The organism is Streptomyces sp. NPDC107500 (assembly GCF_055582785.1).
Genome location: NZ_JBVJPF010000009.1, coordinates 123,436 through 139,075, shown reverse-complemented (window position 1 = coordinate 139,075; position 15,640 = coordinate 123,436). Strand labels below are relative to the sequence as shown.

Here is a 15,640-nt window from a genome sequence, read left to right as displayed (position 1 = left end):
GTGTTCGTCCGCGCGTGCCCCTAGGGAACGGGTGTTGGCCGGAACGGGCCGCTCCGGGGTGATCGCCGGACCGTTCATATGTTCATCGAACAGTGCCCCTACAGGGTGGTGCGGCACAATGGCCCTGCCCGAAGCAGGTCCGACTCACCAGTGACGGAATCGGCGTGATGAGCAAGACGACAGTGAAGGACGTCTCCACCGTGGCGGAGCCCGCGCCGGAACCCGCATCCGGAACACCGCGCACCGAGGGCGGCAGCCGCGCCTTCGCGCTGCTGCTGGTGATCACCGGCGCGGCCGGACTGCTCGCCGCGTGGGTCATCACGCTCGACAAGTTCAAGCTGCTCGAGGCCAAGGTCGCCGGCACGACCTTCACCCCCGGGTGCAGCCTCAACCCCGTCGTCTCCTGCGGCAGCGTCATGGAGAGCGACCAGGCGGCCGTCTTCGGCTTCCCCAACCCGATGCTGGGCCTGGTGACCTACGGCATCGTCGTCGCCGTCGGCGTGAGCCTGCTCGCCCGCGCCCGCTTCCCGCGCTGGTACTGGCTCACCTTCAACGCCGGCACGCTCTTCGGCGTGGGCTTCTGCACCTGGCTGCAGTTCCAGTCCCTGTACCGGATCAACGCGCTGTGCCTGTGGTGCTGCCTCGCCTGGGTCGCCACGATCCTGATGTTCTGGTACGTGACGTCCTTCAACGTCCGCAAGGGCTTCCTGCCCGCGCCGAGCTGGCTGCGCGGCTTCTTCGGCGAGTTCACCTGGGTCCTCCCGGTGCTGCACGTCGGCATCATCGGCATGATGATCCTGACGCGCTGGTGGGACTTCTGGACCAGCTGACCTGCCCCGGCGCGTTGTCAGCGCCGTGCTGGGCTCTCTGGGGGGCGACCCCCAGACCCCCGGTAGGGTTCAGGGCGTGGAGCCCGACCTGTTCACCGCCGCAGCCGAAGAACGCCAGGAGAAGGACCCGACCGGCAGCCCCCTCGCCGTGCGGATGCGTCCGCGCACCCTCGACGAGGTCGTCGGCCAGCAGCACCTGCTCAAGCCCGGATCCCCCTTGCGCCGCCTGGTCGGCGAGGGCGGCTCCGGCCCCGCCGGCCCCTCCTCCGTCATCCTCTGGGGCCCGCCGGGCACCGGCAAGACCACCCTGGCGTACGTCGTCTCCAAGGCCACCAACAAGCGCTTCGTGGAGCTGTCCGCGATCACCGCGGGCGTCAAGGAGGTCCGCGCGGTCATCGACGGCGCCCGCCGCGCGGTCGGCGGGTACGGCAAGGAGACCGTCCTCTTCCTCGACGAGATCCACCGCTTCAGCAAGGCCCAGCAGGACTCCCTGCTCCCGGCCGTCGAGAACCGCTGGGTCACCCTGATCGCCGCCACCACCGAGAACCCGTACTTCTCGGTGATCTCCCCGCTGCTCTCCCGCTCCCTGCTGCTCACCCTGGAGCCCCTCACCGACGACGACGTGCGGGGCCTGATCCGCCGCGCGCTGACCGACGAGCGCGGCCTCAAGGAGGCGGTGGGGCTGCCCGAGGACACCGAGGAGCACCTCCTGCGCATCGCGGGCGGCGACGCCCGCCGGGCCCTGACCGCCCTGGAGGCTGCCGCCGGGGCCGCGCTCGACAAGGGCGAGTCCGAGGTCGCCCTGACCACCCTGGAGGAGACGGTCGACCGGGCCGCGGTGAAGTACGACCGCGACGGCGACCAGCACTACGACGTCGCCAGCGCCCTGATCAAGTCCATCCGCGGCTCCGACGTGGACGCCGCGCTGCACTACCTGGCCCGGATGATCGAGGCCGGCGAGGACCCCCGCTTCATCGCCCGGCGCCTGATGATCTCCGCCAGCGAGGACATCGGCCTGGCCGACCCGAACGCACTGCCGGTCGCCGTCGCCGCCGCCCAGGCCGTCGCCATGATCGGCTTCCCGGAGGCCGCCCTCACCCTGAGCCACGCCACCATCGCCCTGGCCCTCGCCCCCAAGTCCAACGCCGCGACCACCGCCATCGGCGCCGCCCTGGACGACGTACGCAAGGGGCACGCCGGACCGGTCCCCGCGCACCTGCGGGACAGCCACTACAAGGGCGCGGGCAAGCTCGGCCACGGGCAGGGGTACGTGTATCCGCACGACCTGCCGGAGGGCATCGCCGCCCAGCAGTACGCCCCGGACGAGCTGAAGGACCGGACCTACTACGAGCCCACCCGGCACGGTGCCGAGGCCCGCTACGCGGACGCCGTGGAGTGGACCCGAGGACACCTCGGTCGCAAGCGGTCCTGAGCAGCCTGTAGAATCACCCGAAGCGCTGAGTCCCGTGCCGTCAGAACGGGACAACCAGCCGGAACCCTTCTGGGTTCCAGGAGCGTCGCGCACCGTCGATAGGTGTCGCGGGCAGCCCACCACCACCCGGAGTCCCGGGAGCGGCCGGTGGGCCACTCGCGTGCTGCACGTATGTGCCCAGACCAGGGAGCGGCTGCCCGACAGGTCCCGCGAGGGACCCGACGGGTTTCCCCGGCTGCGGATTGCGACCTCCCTCAACCCTGACAAGCCGGAAAACCAGGAAAGAGACACAGACAGTGGCGAACCAGTCCCGCCCCAAGGTCAAGAAGTCGCGTGCCCTCGGCATCGCGCTGACCCCGAAGGCCGTCAAGTACTTCGAGGCCCGCCCCTACCCGCCGGGTGAGCACGGCCGCGGCCGCAAGCAGAACTCGGACTACAAGGTCCGTCTGCTCGAGAAGCAGCGTCTGCGCGCGCAGTACGACCTCAGCGAGCGCCAGCTCGTCCGCGCCTACGAGCGTGCCTCCAAGACCAACATGAAGACCGGCGAGGCCCTGGTCATCGAGCTCGAGCGCCGTCTCGACGCGCTGGTCCTGCGTTCGGGCATCGCCCGCACGATCTACCAGGCCCGCCAGATGGTCGTCCACGGCCACATCCAGGTCAACGGCCAGAAGGTCGACAAGCCGTCCTTCCGCGTCCGCCCGGACGACGTCGTGCAGGTGCGCGACCGCTCCAAGGAGAAGACGCTCTTCACCATCGCCCGCGAGGGTGGCTTCGCCCCCGACGGCGAGACCCCGCGCTACCTCCAGGTGAACCTCAAGGCCCTGGCGTTCCGCCTGGACCGCGAGCCGAACCGCAAGGAGATCCCGGTGATCTGCGACGAGCAGCTCGTCGTCGAGTACTACGCCCGCTGATCCCAGCCCCGGCGCAGCACCACCAGCGGTACCTCAGCCCGCCGTCTCCCCACCCCTACGGGTGGGCGGGGCGGCGGGCTTCGCCGTCCGCGCGCCCGGCGCGGTCCGCCGCCCCGCCCCGCGCGGCGCCGGCAGCGAGGCCCGCCGCCCCGGGCCTGCGCAGCGCCCGCGACACCGCCTCCGGGCGGCCGAGCAGCGCCCCGTGCCCCACGCACTCCTCGTACCGCTCGTCGCCCAACTGCTCCCGGGCGGCCGCCTCGCACAGCTCGTGCGGCGCGTTGTAGTGCGCCGAGCCGAACAACCGCAGCCCCACCGAAGGCCACATCCGGCCCGCGGCGCCCTGGAGCACCGCGGCCTCCGCCGGGTCGCCCTCCGCCACCGTGACCAGCGCCAGCAGCTCCACCGCCAGCACCGAGCCCAGCTGGTCCCGGAAACCGTGGGCGCCGCTCAGGCAGTCCGCCAGCAGCTCACGGGCGCGCATCGGGTCGCCCTCGCTCCAGGCCGCGTACGCCAGCACGTACAGGGCGTAGCCCCGGGCCCAGCGCTCACCGTGGTCCTCGCACACCCGGCGCACGTCCTCGCACAGGCGCACCGCGTCCGGCAGATCGCCCTGGAACGCCCGGGTCATCGCCAGCTCCACCTGTCCCATCAGGACGTTGCTGTTGAGTTCGCCGATCTCCTGGTAGCGCTCCAGCGCCGAGCGCAACAGCCGCTCCGCGCGCGGCATGTCGTCCGTCACCAGCGCCAGACAACCGGTGCGGTGCTCCGCGTACGCCACCGCCGTGGGATTCGCCGACCGCTCCGCCTCCTCGCGGCACTCCTGGAGCGCCGCCAGCGCGGGCACCGTGTCGCCCTGGAGGATCGCCACGTAGGCGAGCACCCACAGCGCCTTCAGCCGGGACTGCTCGCCCGCCGTGGGCTCCGCGTCGAGCCGCACCGCCTGCTCCAGCCAGCGCCGGCCCTCCGACAGCCGCCCGCAGCCCACCCAGTGGAACCACAGGGCACCGGCCAGGTACTGGCCCAGGTGCGCCGCGTCCGGCTCGGTCAGACAGTGCTCCAGGGCGCTGCGCAGATTCGGCAGCTCCGCGTCCACCCGCGCGGCGACCTCGCCCTGGCGCGGCGAGAACCACTCCAGCTCGCACCAGGTCGCCAGGCCCACGTACCAGTCCCGGTGCCGCCGCCGCAGCCGGGCCGCGTCGCCCATCGCCTCCAGCCAGTCGGCGCCGTACGCCCGGACCGTGTCGAGCATCCGGTAGCGCACCCCCGCCGGGGTCTCCTCGCGGGCCAGCAAGGACTGCGCGAGCAGCGCCGAGAGCACGTCGAGGACGTCCCCGGCGGGCAGCCCGTCGCCGCTGCACACGTACTCGGCGGCCTCCAGGTCGAACGGCCCGGTGAACACCGACAGACGCGCCCACAGCAGGCGCTCCTGAGGCGTGCACAGCTCATGGCTCCAGCCGATCGCCGTGCGCAGCGTCCGGTGCCGGGGGAGCGCGCTGCGGTCGCCGCCGGTCAGCAGCCGGAAGCGGTCGTCCAGCCGTTGCAGCACCTGTCCCGGCGACAGCGCGCCGAGCCGCCCCGCCGCCAGCTCGATCGCCAGCGGGATCCCGTCCAGGCGCCGGCACAGCTCGCGCATCTCGCCCCGGTCCCCGTGGTCACCGCCCTCCGGCCGGCGCGGCACGCTCCGCTGCCTGGCCCGTACCGTCAGCAGTTCCAGCGCCTCCTCGGGGCCCAGCGGCGCCAGCGGGACCAGCAGCTCCCCGGCCACGCCCAGCGGCCGGCGTCCCACCGCCAGCACGCGCAGCCCCGGGGCGCGGCCCAGCAGGTCGGTCACCAGCCCGGCACAGGCGTCGACCACGTGCTCGACCCCGTCCAGGAGCAGCAGCAGGTCCCGTTCGGCGAGGTGTGTGAACAGGGTCTCGCGCGGCAGCCTGGTCGTGTGGTCGGTCAGGCCCAGCGCCTCCACGACCGCGTAGTCGACGAACTCCGCGTCCCGCACCGGCGCCAGCTCCACCCGCCACACCCCGTCCCGGGGCGCGCGCCCGGCGCCCGCCCGCGCGGCCAGCCGTGACTTGCCGACACCGCCGGCGCCGGTGACGGTCACCAGCCGCCCGGCGTCCAGCGCCCGGCCAAGCTGCGCGAGCTCTCTCCCTCTCCCCACGAAACTGTCGAGTTCCAGCGGGAGGTTGCCGTGCGGGACGCCGTCGCGCCGATGGTCTCGCATAAAACACGGAGCGTACTGAACCGTATTCACTCCGTACAATCGCTTCACACAACTCGACCGGATCGCGCCGCGCGCGAACGGAATCGGGTACGGAGCGCCGCGTGCGGCGCGATAGGCTCGGTGCGCGACTTTCCCGATGTTCAGGTACGTCTCTAGGGAGCGGGTGCACACAGTGTCCGGTGGCGAGGTGGCCGGGATCCTGGTGGCGGTCTTCTGGGCGATCCTGGTCTCCTTCCTCGCCGTCGCGCTGGCGAGGCTGGCCCAGACGCTCAGGGCGACCACCAAGCTGGTGGCGGACGTGACCGACCAGGCCGTTCCGTTGCTGTCCGACGCCTCGTCGGCGGTGCGCTCCGCGCAGACCCAGATCGACCGGGTCGACGCGATCGCCTCCGACGTCCAGGAGGTCACGTCCAACGCCTCCGCGCTGTCCACCACCGTGGCCTCCACCTTCGGCGGTCCGCTGGTCAAGGTCGCGGCGTTCGGATACGGCGTGCGCCGGGCACTCGGCGGTCGCAAGGACGACCTGCCCGCCGGGCCGGCCAGGGAACGGCGTACCGTGATCGTGGGCCGTACGATTCCGGCCGCGCGGCGGACGAAGCGGAAGAAGGACTGATCCAGCGATGTTCCGCCGTACCTTCTGGTTCGGCACCGGCATGGCCGCCGGTGTCTGGGCCACCACCAAGGTCAACCGGAAGCTCAAGCAGCTGACCCCCGACAGCATCGCCGCGACCGCGGCCAACAAGGCGCTCGACGCGGGCACCCGGCTCAAGGACCGCGCGGTCGGCTTCGCCCTCGACGTCCGCGACAACATGGCCCAGCGGGAGGCCGAACTGGACGACGCGCTCGGGCTGAACGCCCCCGTCGACCGCGAACTCCCCGCACCCCGGCGCCGCGACGCCATCGAGAACAACCCGACGTACGTCGACAGGACGACGTACTCGTACAACCGGAATGAGGACCACTGATGGAGTCGGCCGAGATTCGTCGCCGCTGGTTGAGCTTCTTCGAGGAGCGCGGTCACACCGTCGTCCCTTCGGCGTCGCTCATCGCGGACGACCCGACTCTGCTCCTCGTCCCGGCCGGCATGGTGCCGTTCAAGCCCTACTTCCTGGGTGAGGTCAAGCCGCCCTTCGACCGCGCCACGAGCGTGCAGAAGTGCGTGCGGACGCCCGACATCGAAGAGGTCGGCAAGACCACGCGCCACGGCACGTTCTTCCAGATGTGCGGCAACTTCTCCTTCGGCGACTACTTCAAGGAAGGCGCCATCAAGTACGCCTGGGAGCTGCTCACCAGCCCCCAGGACAAGGGCGGTTACGGCCTCGACCCCGAGCGCCTGTGGATCACCGTCTACAAGGACGACGACGAGGCCGAGCGTATCTGGCACGACGTCGTGGGCGTGCCCGCCGAGCGCATCCAGCGCCTCGGCAAGAAGGACAACTACTGGTCCATGGGCGTCCCCGGCCCCTGCGGCCCCTGCTCCGAGATCAACTACGACCGCGGCCCCGAGTTCGGCGTCGAGGGCGGCCCCGCCGTCAACGACGAGCGGTACGTGGAGATCTGGAACCTCGTCTTCATGCAGTACGAGCGGGGCGAGGGGATCGGCAAGGAGGAGTTCGAGATCCTCGGCGAGCTGCCGAGCAAGAACATCGACACGGGCCTCGGCCTGGAGCGCCTCGCCATGATTCTGCAGGGCGTGCAGAACATGTACGAGATCGACACCTCCATGGCGGTCATCAACAAGGCCACCGAACTGACCGGCGTGGCCTACGGCGACGCCCACGCCTCGGACGTCTCCCTGCGCGTGGTCACCGACCACATGCGCACCTCCGTGATGCTCATCGGCGACGGCGTCACCCCCGGCAACGAGGGCCGCGGCTACGTGCTGCGCCGCATCATGCGCCGCGCCATCCGCAACATGCGGCTCCTCGGCGCCACCGGCCCGGTCGTCCAGGACCTGATCGACGTCGTGATCGGCATGATGGGGCAGCAGTACCCCGAGCTGGTCACCGACCGGGAGCGGATCGAGAAGGTCGCGCTCGCCGAGGAGAACGCCTTCCTCAAGACGCTGAAGGCCGGCACCAACATCCTCGACACCGCCGTCAGCGACACCAAGGCCGGCGGCGGCACGGTGCTCGCCGGCGACAAGGCCTTCCTGCTCCACGACACCTGGGGCTTCCCGATCGACCTCACCCTGGAGATGGCCGCCGAGCAGGGCCTCTCCGTGGACGAGGACGGCTTCCGCCGCCTGATGAAGGAGCAGCGGGAGCGCGCCAAGGCCGACGCCCAGGCCAAGAAGACCGGGCACGCCGGCGCCGGCGCCTACCGCGCGATCGCCGACCAGGCCGGAGCCACCGACTTCGTCGGCTACAGCCACACCGAGAGCGAGTCCACGATCGTCGGCATCCTCGTCGACGGCGCCTCCTCCCCGGCCGCCACCGAGGGCGACGAGGTCGAGATCGTGCTGGACCGCACCCCGTTCTACGCGGAGGGCGGCGGCCAGATCGGCGACACCGGCCGGATCCGCGTCGACACCGGGGCCGTGATCGAGGTCCGGGACTGCCAGAAGCCGGTCCCGGGCGTGTACGTCCACAAGGGCGTCGTCCAGGTCGGCGAGGTCACCGTCGGTGCCAAGGCCCACGCCTCCATCGACGACCGGCGCCGCCACGCGATCGCGCGCGCCCACTCGGCCACCCACCTCACGCACCAGGCCCTGCGCGACGCCCTCGGCCCGACGGCCGCCCAGGCCGGTTCCGAGAACCAGCCCGGCCGCTTCCGCTTCGACTTCGGCTCGCCCTCCGCCGTGCCGACGGCCGTGATGACCGACGTCGAGCAGAAGATCAACGAGGTGCTCGCGCGCGATCTCGACGTGCAGGCCGAGGTCATGGGCATCGACGAGGCCAAGAAGCAGGGCGCCATGGCCGAGTTCGGCGAGAAGTACGGCGAGCGGGTGCGGGTCGTCACCATCGGCGACTTCTCCAAGGAGCTGTGCGGCGGCACCCACGTGCACAACACCGCCCAGCTCGGCCTGGTCAAGCTGCTCGGCGAGTCGTCCATCGGCTCGGGCGTGCGCCGCATCGAGGCCCTGGTCGGCGTGGACGCCTACAACTTCCTCGCCCGGGAGCACACGGTCGTCGCCCAGCTCCAGGAGCTGATCAAGGGCCGTCCGGAGGAACTGCCGGAGAAGGTCTCCGCGATGCTCGGCAAGCTCAAGGACGCCGAGAAGGAGATCGAGAAGTTCCGCGCGGAGAAGGTCCTCCAGGCCGCCGCCGGACTCGCCGAGTCCGCCAAGGACGTGCGCGGCGTGGCCCTGGTGACCGGGCAGGTCCCGGACGGCACCACCGCCGACGACCTGCGCAAGCTGGTCCTCGACGTGCGCGGCCGCATCCAGGGCGGCCGGGCCGCGGTCGTGGCCCTGTTCACGACGGTCAACGGCAAGCCGCTGACGGTCATCGCCACCAACGACGCCGCCCGCGAGCGCGGCCTCAAGGCGGGCGACCTGGTGCGCACCGCCGCCAAGACCCTCGGCGGCGGCGGTGGCGGCAAGCCGGACGTCGCCCAGGGCGGCGGCCAGAACGCGGCCGCCATCGGCGACGCCGTGGACGCCGTGGAGCGCCTCGTGGCGGACACCGCCAAGTGAGCGGTCCGGAGCACCCTCGGGCGGGGGACCAGGCGGAGGGCCCGGCGATGCGCCGCGGCCGCCGCCTGGCCGTCGACGTCGGGGACGCCCGGATCGGGGTCGCCTCCTGCGACCCCGACGGGATCCTCGCCACACCGGTGGAGACCGTCCCCGGACGCGACGTGCCCGCCGCGCACCGCAGACTCAGGCTGCTGGTGGAGGAGTACGAGCCGATCGAGGTCGTCGTCGGGCTCCCGCGCTCCCTCAAGGGGGGCGAGGGCCCGGCCGCGGCCAAGGTGCGGCGCTTCGCGCAGGAGCTGGCCCAGGGCATCGCGCCGGTGCCGGTCAGGCTCGTCGACGAGCGCATGACCACGGTGACCGCCACCCAGGGGCTGCGCGCCTCGGGCGTGAGGTCCAAGAAGGGCCGCTCCGTCATCGACCAGGCCGCCGCTGTGATCATCCTCCAGCAGGCGCTGGAATCCGAACGGGTGTCAGGCAGGCCACCCGGCGAGGGCGTCGAAGTGGTCATCTGATCGCGATACGGTAACGTTCCGCGCGATGCGGAGGCATTCGAACAGCCACCGCACAGCAAGAGGCGGAACGGAAGCAGGCCCTCCTACACAGGCCCCGCCCCCCGTCCCCTCGCGGCTCTAGGGGATCGATGACTGACTATGGCCGGGGCCCAGGCTCCGAACCGTGGCATCCGGAGGACCCGTTGTACGGGGACGGCGGATGGGGAGGACAGCAGGCCCACCCGGGCGGGCAGTCCCCCTACGGCGGCCAGCCACAGTATCCGGAGCAGCAGCACGCCCAGCAGCAGTACGCCGACTGGAGCGACGGCGGCCAGTCCGCGTACGGCAACCAGCCCCAGTACGACGAGTACGGGCGGCAGCACCCCGAGCCGCAGTACGACCAGTACGGTCAGCCGCAGTACGACCAGCGGCAGTATGACCAGCAGCAGTACGACCAGCAGCAGTACGACCAGCAGCAGTACGGCCAGCAGTACGCGCCCCAGGCGCACCCCCAGCAGGGATACGACAACGGCAACTGGGACACCGGCGCGCATCCCCACGCGCAGTACCCCGGCGACCCGTCTGACCCCTACGGACGGCAGCCCGCCGGCTACCCGGCCGAACAGCCCGACTTCTACGGCACCCCGGAGGCGTACCCGCCGCCGGAGCCGCCCGGCCGCCGGCGCACCGAGCCCGAGCCGCAGCGCACCGACTGGGACCCCGGACCCGACGAGGGCGAACACGCGTTCTTCGCCGGCCGGGACGCCGACAGCGACGACGACCCGGCGGACGACGGCCGCGAGGACCGCAGGGGCCGTGGCGGCAAGCCGAAGAAACGTCGCAGCGGATGTGCCTGCCTGGTGGTCTGCCTGGTGCTGGGCGGCGGCGTGGCGGGCGTCAGCTATTTCGGCTACCAGTTCTACCAGGACCGTTTCGGCGCCGCCCCGAACTTCGCGGGCGACGGCAACGGCGAGGAAGTCACCGTCACCATCCCCAAGGGCGCGGGCGGCTCCACCATTGGCCAGGAGCTGAAGAAGCAGGGCGTGGTGAAGAGCGTCGACGCCTTCATCGCCGCCCAGCAGAGCAACCCCCGGGGCAAGAGCATCCAGGACGGCGTGTACACGCTGCAGAAGGAGATGTCCGCCGAGAGCGCGGTCGAACTCCTGCTCAGCCCCGGCAGCCGCAGCAACCTGATCATCGCCGAGGGCAGGCGCAACGTCGACGTCTACAAGACGATCGACAAGCGCCTCGGAGTGAAGGAAGGCACCACCGCCAAGGTCGCCAAGACCGAGGCGGACAGCCTGGGCCTGCCCGACTGGGCGCTGAACCACAAGAACGTCAAGGACCCCCTGGAGGGCTTCCTCTACCCGTCCAGCTACTCGGCGGCCAAGGGCCAGAAGCCCGAGGACGTGCTGAAGCAGATGGTGTCCCGGGCCAACGAGCAGTACCAGCGGATCGGCCTGGAGGAGAAGGCGGAGGGCCTGGGCCTCAAGAATCCGTGGGAGCTGCTCACGGTCGCGAGCCTCTTGCAGGCGGAGGGCAAGACCCACGACGACTTCCGCAAGATGTCCGAGGTCATCTACAACCGGCTCAAGCCCACCAACACCGAGACGAACCAGAAGCTCCAGTTCGACTCGTCCTTCAACTACCTCAAGGGCCAGAGCAACATCAACATCAGCGAGTCCGAGATCAACAGCAACACGGACCCGTACAACACCTACACCAACAAGGGCCTGCCGCCCGGACCCATCGGCAACCCGGGCGAAGAGGCTCTGCAAGCCGCGCTGAACCCCACGAAGGACGGCTGGATCTACTTCGTGGCCACGGACGGCGTGGCCAAGACCGAGTTCGCCAAGACGCACGACGAGTTCTTGAAGCTGAAGGAAAAGTTCGATGCCAGCTCCGGCAACTGACCGTCGCCGGGCCGCCGTTCTCGGCTCCCCGATCGCCCACTCGCTCTCCCCGGTACTGCACCGCGCCGCCTACGCGGAGCTGGGGCTGGCGGACTGGACGTACGAGAGCTTCGACGTCGACGAGGCGGCGCTGCCCGGCTTCCTCGAGGAGCTGGGGCCCGAGTGGGCGGGGCTGTCGCTGACGATGCCGCTCAAGCGGGCGGTGATCCCGCTGCTCGACGGCATCAGCGAGACGGCGGCCTCCGTGGACGCGGTCAACACCGTCGTCCTCACCGACGACGGCCGCAGGACCGGCGACAACACCGACATCCCCGGCATGGTCGCCGCCCTGCGCGAGCACGGCATCGAGAAGGTCGAGACCGCGGCGGTCCTCGGCGCCGGCGCCACAGCGTCCTCCGCGCTCGCCGCACTGGCCAGGATCTGCACCGGCGAGATCACCGTCTACGTCCGCAGCGCGGCGCGCGCCGCCGAGATGCGCGGCTGGGCGGGACGCCTCGACGTCGGTGTGCGCATCGCTGACTGGGCGGACGCCGAGGAGGCGCTGCGTGCCCCGCTGGTCGTGGCCACCACCCCGGCCGGGACCACCGACGCCCTCGCCGGTGCGGTCCCGGAGATGCCGGGCACCCTCTTCGACGTGCTCTACGACCCCTGGCCCACGGCCCTGGCCGCTCGCTGGTCGCTGTCCGGCGGCGCCGTCGTCAGCGGCCTCGACCTGCTCGTCCACCAGGCGGTCCTCCAGGTGGAGCAGATGACGGGCCGCGCCCCCGCCCCCCTCGCCGCCATGCGAAAAGCGGGAGAACGCGCGCTCGCCGGCCGTTAGGATCCCTCCGGTTCCGCAGGGGGCGGAACGGGAGGGGGAGAACGAACCATGGACACCGGTGTGCCGCTGGCCTCCGTCAAGACCCAGATCTTCGAAGCCGTACTGGGCTTCCTGCCCGACTGGGTGCAGATCACGGTGCTCGCGCTGGTCGTGCTCGCCGTCGTCGCGAGCTGGGTGGTCAAGCTCAAGCGCAGGATCGACCGCCGCCGCGCGCCGAACCCAGGGCACCCCGTCACCGCGCCGGCACCGTACGCCCAGGGCAGCGGCGCCGACCACCTGGGACCGTACGCGCCGCCGCGGCGGCAGAGCGGCGCCGACTTCCTCGGCTCCTACGCCCCGGCGCGGGGGCAGGGGGACGGCCCCGCCTGACCGGCCCCCCGTCCGGTCCATGGACCGGCGGGCGGTCCGGAGCGCCGGACGTGGGAGGATCGAAGGTGGCGGACCGGGGCCGCGCACCCGGTCGAGCCGTCGCCGTACGCGGAGAAGACGTGTACGCAGGCATACCGGGGCGCGAGCACTGAGGAGCACCGTTGAGCAGGTTGCGCTGGCTGACCGCGGGGGAGTCCCACGGTCCCGCACTCGTGGCGACGCTGGAGGGACTGCCCGCCGGCGTGCCGATCACCACGGACATGGTCGCGGACCATCTGGCGAGGCGTCGGCTCGGCTACGGACGCGGTGCCCGGATGAAGTTCGAGCGCGACGAGGTCACCTTCCTCGGCGGCGTCCGGCACGGCCTGACGATGGGTTCCCCGGTCGCCGTGATGGTGGGCAACACCGAGTGGCCCAAGTGGGAGCAGGTCATGGCGGCCGACCCGGTCGACCCGGAGGTGCTGGCCGGCCTGGCGCGCAACGCCCCGCTGACCCGGCCCCGCCCCGGCCACGCCGACCTCGCGGGCATGCAGAAGTACGGCTTCGACGAGGCCCGCCCGATCCTGGAGCGTGCCTCCGCGCGGGAGACGGCCGCCCGCGTGGCGCTCGGCGCCGTGGCGCGGTCGTACCTCAAGGAGACGACCGGCGTCGAGATCGTCAGCCACGTCGTCGAGCTGGCCGCGGCGAAGGCACCCCAGGGTGTGTACCCGACGCCGGCCGACGTCGAGAAGCTGGACGCCGACCCGGTGCGCTGCCTGGACGCGGACGCCTCGAAGGCGATGGTCGCCGAGATCGACCAGGCCCACAAGGACGGCGACACCCTCGGCGGCGTCGTCGAGATCCTCGCCTACGGCGTGCCGGTGGGCCTCGGCTCCCACGTCCACTGGGACCGCAAGCTCGACGCCCGGCTCGCGGGCGCGCTCATGGGCATCCAGGCGATCAAGGGCGTCGAGATCGGCGACGGCTTCGAGCTGGCCCGCGTGCCCGGTTCCCAGGCCCACGACGAGATCGTGAACACGCCCGAGGGCCTCCGCCGCGTCTCCGGCCGCTCCGGCGGCACCGAGGGCGGCCTCACCACCGGTGAGCTGCTGCGGGTGCGCGCCGCGATGAAGCCGATCGCGACCGTGCCGCGCGCCCTGAAGACCGTGGACGTGACCACCGGCGAGGCCACCCAGGCGCACCACCAGCGCTCCGACGTGTCCGCCGTGCCCGCCGCCGGAATCGTCGCCGAGGCCATGGTGGCCCTGGTGCTCGCGGACGCCGTCGCGGAGAAGTTCGGCGGCGACTCGGTCGCCGAGACCCGCCGCAACGTGACCTCGTACCTCGACGCCCTGGCCATCCGATGAGCGGGGCCCCGCTGGTCGTCCTCGTCGGCCCGATGGGCGTGGGCAAGTCCACCGTCGGACATCTGCTGGCCGAGCGGCTCGGCGTGGGCTACCGGGACACCGACGAGGACATCGTCTCCGCCCAGGGGCGCAGCATCGCCGAGATCTTCGTGGACGAGGGCGAGCCCGTCTTCCGGGAGCTGGAGAAGAACGCCGTGCGTACGGCGCTCACCGGGCACGACGGCGTGCTCGCGCTCGGCGGCGGCGCGATCATGGACGCGGACACGCGTGCCCTGCTCGCCGGGCAGCGGGTCGTCTACCTCTCCATGGCCGTGGACGAGGCCGTCAAACGGACCGGCCTGAACGCCGCGCGTCCCCTGCTGGCGGTCAACCCGCGCAAGCAGTGGCGCGAACTGATGGAGGCCCGCCGGCACCTCTACGAGGAGGCGGCCACGGTGGTCGTGGCCACCGACGGCCGCACCCCGGAGGAAGTCACCCAAGCCGCGCTGGACGCACTGGAGTTGAAGGAAGCATGAGCGAGGCAGTCACCCGGATCCGGATCGACGGCACCGCCGGGTCCGACCCCTACGAGGTCCTGGTGGGCCGTCAGCTCCTCGGCGAGCTGGGCGGCCTGATCGGCGACCGCGCCATGCGGGTCGCGGTGATCCACCCCGAGGCGCTGGCCGAGACCGGTGACGCCCTGCGCGCCGACCTCGCCGACCAGGGCTACGAGGCGATCGCCATCCAGGTGCCCAACGCCGAGGAGGCCAAGACCGCGGAGGTCGCCGCCTACTGCTGGAAGGCGCTCGGCCAGTCCGGGTTCACCCGCACCGACGTCATCATCGGTGTCGGCGGCGGCGCCAGCACCGACCTCGCCGGGTTCGTGGCCGCGACCTGGCTGCGCGGGGTGCGCTGGATCGCCGTCCCCACCACCGTGCTGGCCATGGTGGACGCGGCCGTCGGCGGCAAGACCGGCATCAACACCGCCGAGGGCAAGAACCTCGTCGGCTCCTTCCACCCGCCGGCCGGCGTCCTGTGCGACCTGGCCGCCCTGGACTCGCTGCCGGTCAACGACTACGTCTCCGGGCTGGCCGAGGTCATCAAGGCCGGCTTCATCGCCGACCCGGTGATCCTGGACCTGATCGAGTCCGACCCGCAGGCCGCGCGCACCCCGGCCGGACCGCACACCGCCGAGCTGATCGTGCGGTCCATCAAGGTCAAGGCCGAGGTCGTCTCCTCCGACCTGAAGGAGGCCGGCCTCCGGGAGATCCTCAACTACGGTCACACCCTCGGCCACGCCATCGAGAAGAACGAGCGCTACAAGTGGCGGCACGGCGCCGCCGTCGCGGTCGGCATGCACTTCGCCGCCGAACTGGGGCGCCTCGCGGGCCGCCTGGACGACGCCACCGCCGACCGGCACCGCACCATCCTCGAAGCGGTCGGCCTGCCGCTGCACTACCGCCACGACCAGTGGCCCAAGCTCGTCGAGAACATGAGGGTCGACAAAAAGTCGCGCGGTGACCTGCTCCGCTTCATCGTCCTGAACGGACTCGCCAAGCCCACCGTCCTGGAGGGCCCCGACCCGGCCGTCCTGCTCGCCGCCTACGGCGAGGTGGGCGAGTAGTACCCCGGTGCACCATCCGTCCGATTCACCTCCCGCGACGGGCACTTAGTGCCGCCCCCGGCCGTTC

The 15,640-nt window shown here is 71.7% G+C and carries 13 protein-coding genes and 1 pseudogene; 13 read left to right on the top strand and 1 reads right to left on the bottom strand.

What is annotated here, in order from left to right; translation table 11 throughout:
• Positions 1-167 precede the first annotated feature (167 nt).
• From ACZ67M_RS32540 to rpsD, 3 genes are all read left to right on the top strand, one after another.
• A complete protein-coding gene (locus ACZ67M_RS32540; protein ID WP_307010547.1) occupies positions 168-830 on the top strand; it encodes a vitamin K epoxide reductase family protein in 663 nt (220 codons plus the stop codon).
• 76 nt (positions 831-906) lie between these two features.
• Positions 907-2,262 (top strand): replication-associated recombination protein A, encoded by a 1,356-nt coding sequence (locus ACZ67M_RS32535; protein WP_450734349.1) that lies wholly within the window; start codon positions 907-909, stop codon positions 2,260-2,262.
• Between the two features lie 296 nt (positions 2,263-2,558).
• Entirely contained in the window at positions 2,559-3,173 is a 615-nt protein-coding gene (rpsD, locus tag ACZ67M_RS32530; RefSeq protein ID WP_007447552.1) for a 30S ribosomal protein S4, read from the top strand.
• A 33-nt stretch (positions 3,174-3,206) separates the two neighbouring features.
• On the opposite strand, the pseudogene ACZ67M_RS32525 reads toward rpsD, so the two are convergent.
• Positions 3,207-5,394: pseudogene (locus ACZ67M_RS32525) on the bottom strand (ATP-binding protein).
• A gap of 163 nt (positions 5,395-5,557) precedes the next feature.
• Between ACZ67M_RS32525 and ACZ67M_RS32520 the strand changes: the two are divergent.
• From ACZ67M_RS32520 to aroB, 10 genes are all read left to right on the top strand, one after another.
• A complete protein-coding gene (locus tag ACZ67M_RS32520; RefSeq protein WP_125490934.1) occupies positions 5,558-6,007 on the top strand; it encodes a DUF948 domain-containing protein in 450 nt (149 codons plus the stop codon).
• A 7-nt stretch (positions 6,008-6,014) separates the two neighbouring features.
• Entirely contained in the window at positions 6,015-6,359 is a 345-nt protein-coding gene (locus ACZ67M_RS32515) for a hypothetical protein (protein WP_361360885.1), read from the top strand.
• Entirely contained in the window at positions 6,359-9,031 is a 2,673-nt protein-coding gene (gene alaS, locus ACZ67M_RS32510; protein ID WP_469853839.1) for an alanine--tRNA ligase, read from the top strand. Before ACZ67M_RS32515 ends, alaS begins: the two co-directional genes overlap by 1 nt.
• A gap of 47 nt (positions 9,032-9,078) precedes the next feature.
• The gene (gene ruvX, locus ACZ67M_RS32505) at positions 9,079-9,543 is read left to right on the top strand and encodes a Holliday junction resolvase RuvX (protein ID WP_450734401.1); all 465 of its coding nucleotides are present in this window, start codon (positions 9,079-9,081) and stop codon (positions 9,541-9,543) included.
• Positions 9,544-9,671: 128 nt separating this feature from the next.
• Positions 9,672-11,435: an endolytic transglycosylase MltG gene (gene mltG / locus ACZ67M_RS32500; protein ID WP_469853838.1), complete on the top strand. Its 1,764-nt coding sequence runs from the start codon at positions 9,672-9,674 to the stop codon at positions 11,433-11,435.
• Positions 11,416-12,255: a shikimate dehydrogenase gene (locus ACZ67M_RS32495; protein WP_469853837.1), complete on the top strand. Its 840-nt coding sequence runs from the start codon at positions 11,416-11,418 to the stop codon at positions 12,253-12,255. The genes mltG and ACZ67M_RS32495 overlap by 20 nt, the downstream gene beginning before the upstream one ends.
• Positions 12,256-12,303: 48 nt before the next feature.
• On the top strand, positions 12,304-12,624 hold the full coding sequence (locus ACZ67M_RS32490; RefSeq protein WP_469853836.1) for a hypothetical protein: 321 nt from the start codon (positions 12,304-12,306) through the stop codon (positions 12,622-12,624).
• 161 nt (positions 12,625-12,785) lie between these two features.
• Positions 12,786-13,970: a chorismate synthase gene (aroC, locus tag ACZ67M_RS32485; RefSeq protein ID WP_392104086.1), complete on the top strand. Its 1,185-nt coding sequence runs from the start codon at positions 12,786-12,788 to the stop codon at positions 13,968-13,970.
• Positions 13,967-14,485 (top strand): shikimate kinase, encoded by a 519-nt coding sequence (locus ACZ67M_RS32480; protein WP_361360899.1) that lies wholly within the window; start codon positions 13,967-13,969, stop codon positions 14,483-14,485. The genes aroC and ACZ67M_RS32480 overlap by 4 nt, the downstream gene beginning before the upstream one ends.
• Entirely contained in the window at positions 14,482-15,573 is a 1,092-nt protein-coding gene (aroB, locus tag ACZ67M_RS32475) for a 3-dehydroquinate synthase (RefSeq protein ID WP_469853835.1), read from the top strand. The genes ACZ67M_RS32480 and aroB overlap by 4 nt, the downstream gene beginning before the upstream one ends.
• Positions 15,574-15,640: the final 67 nt, after the last annotated feature.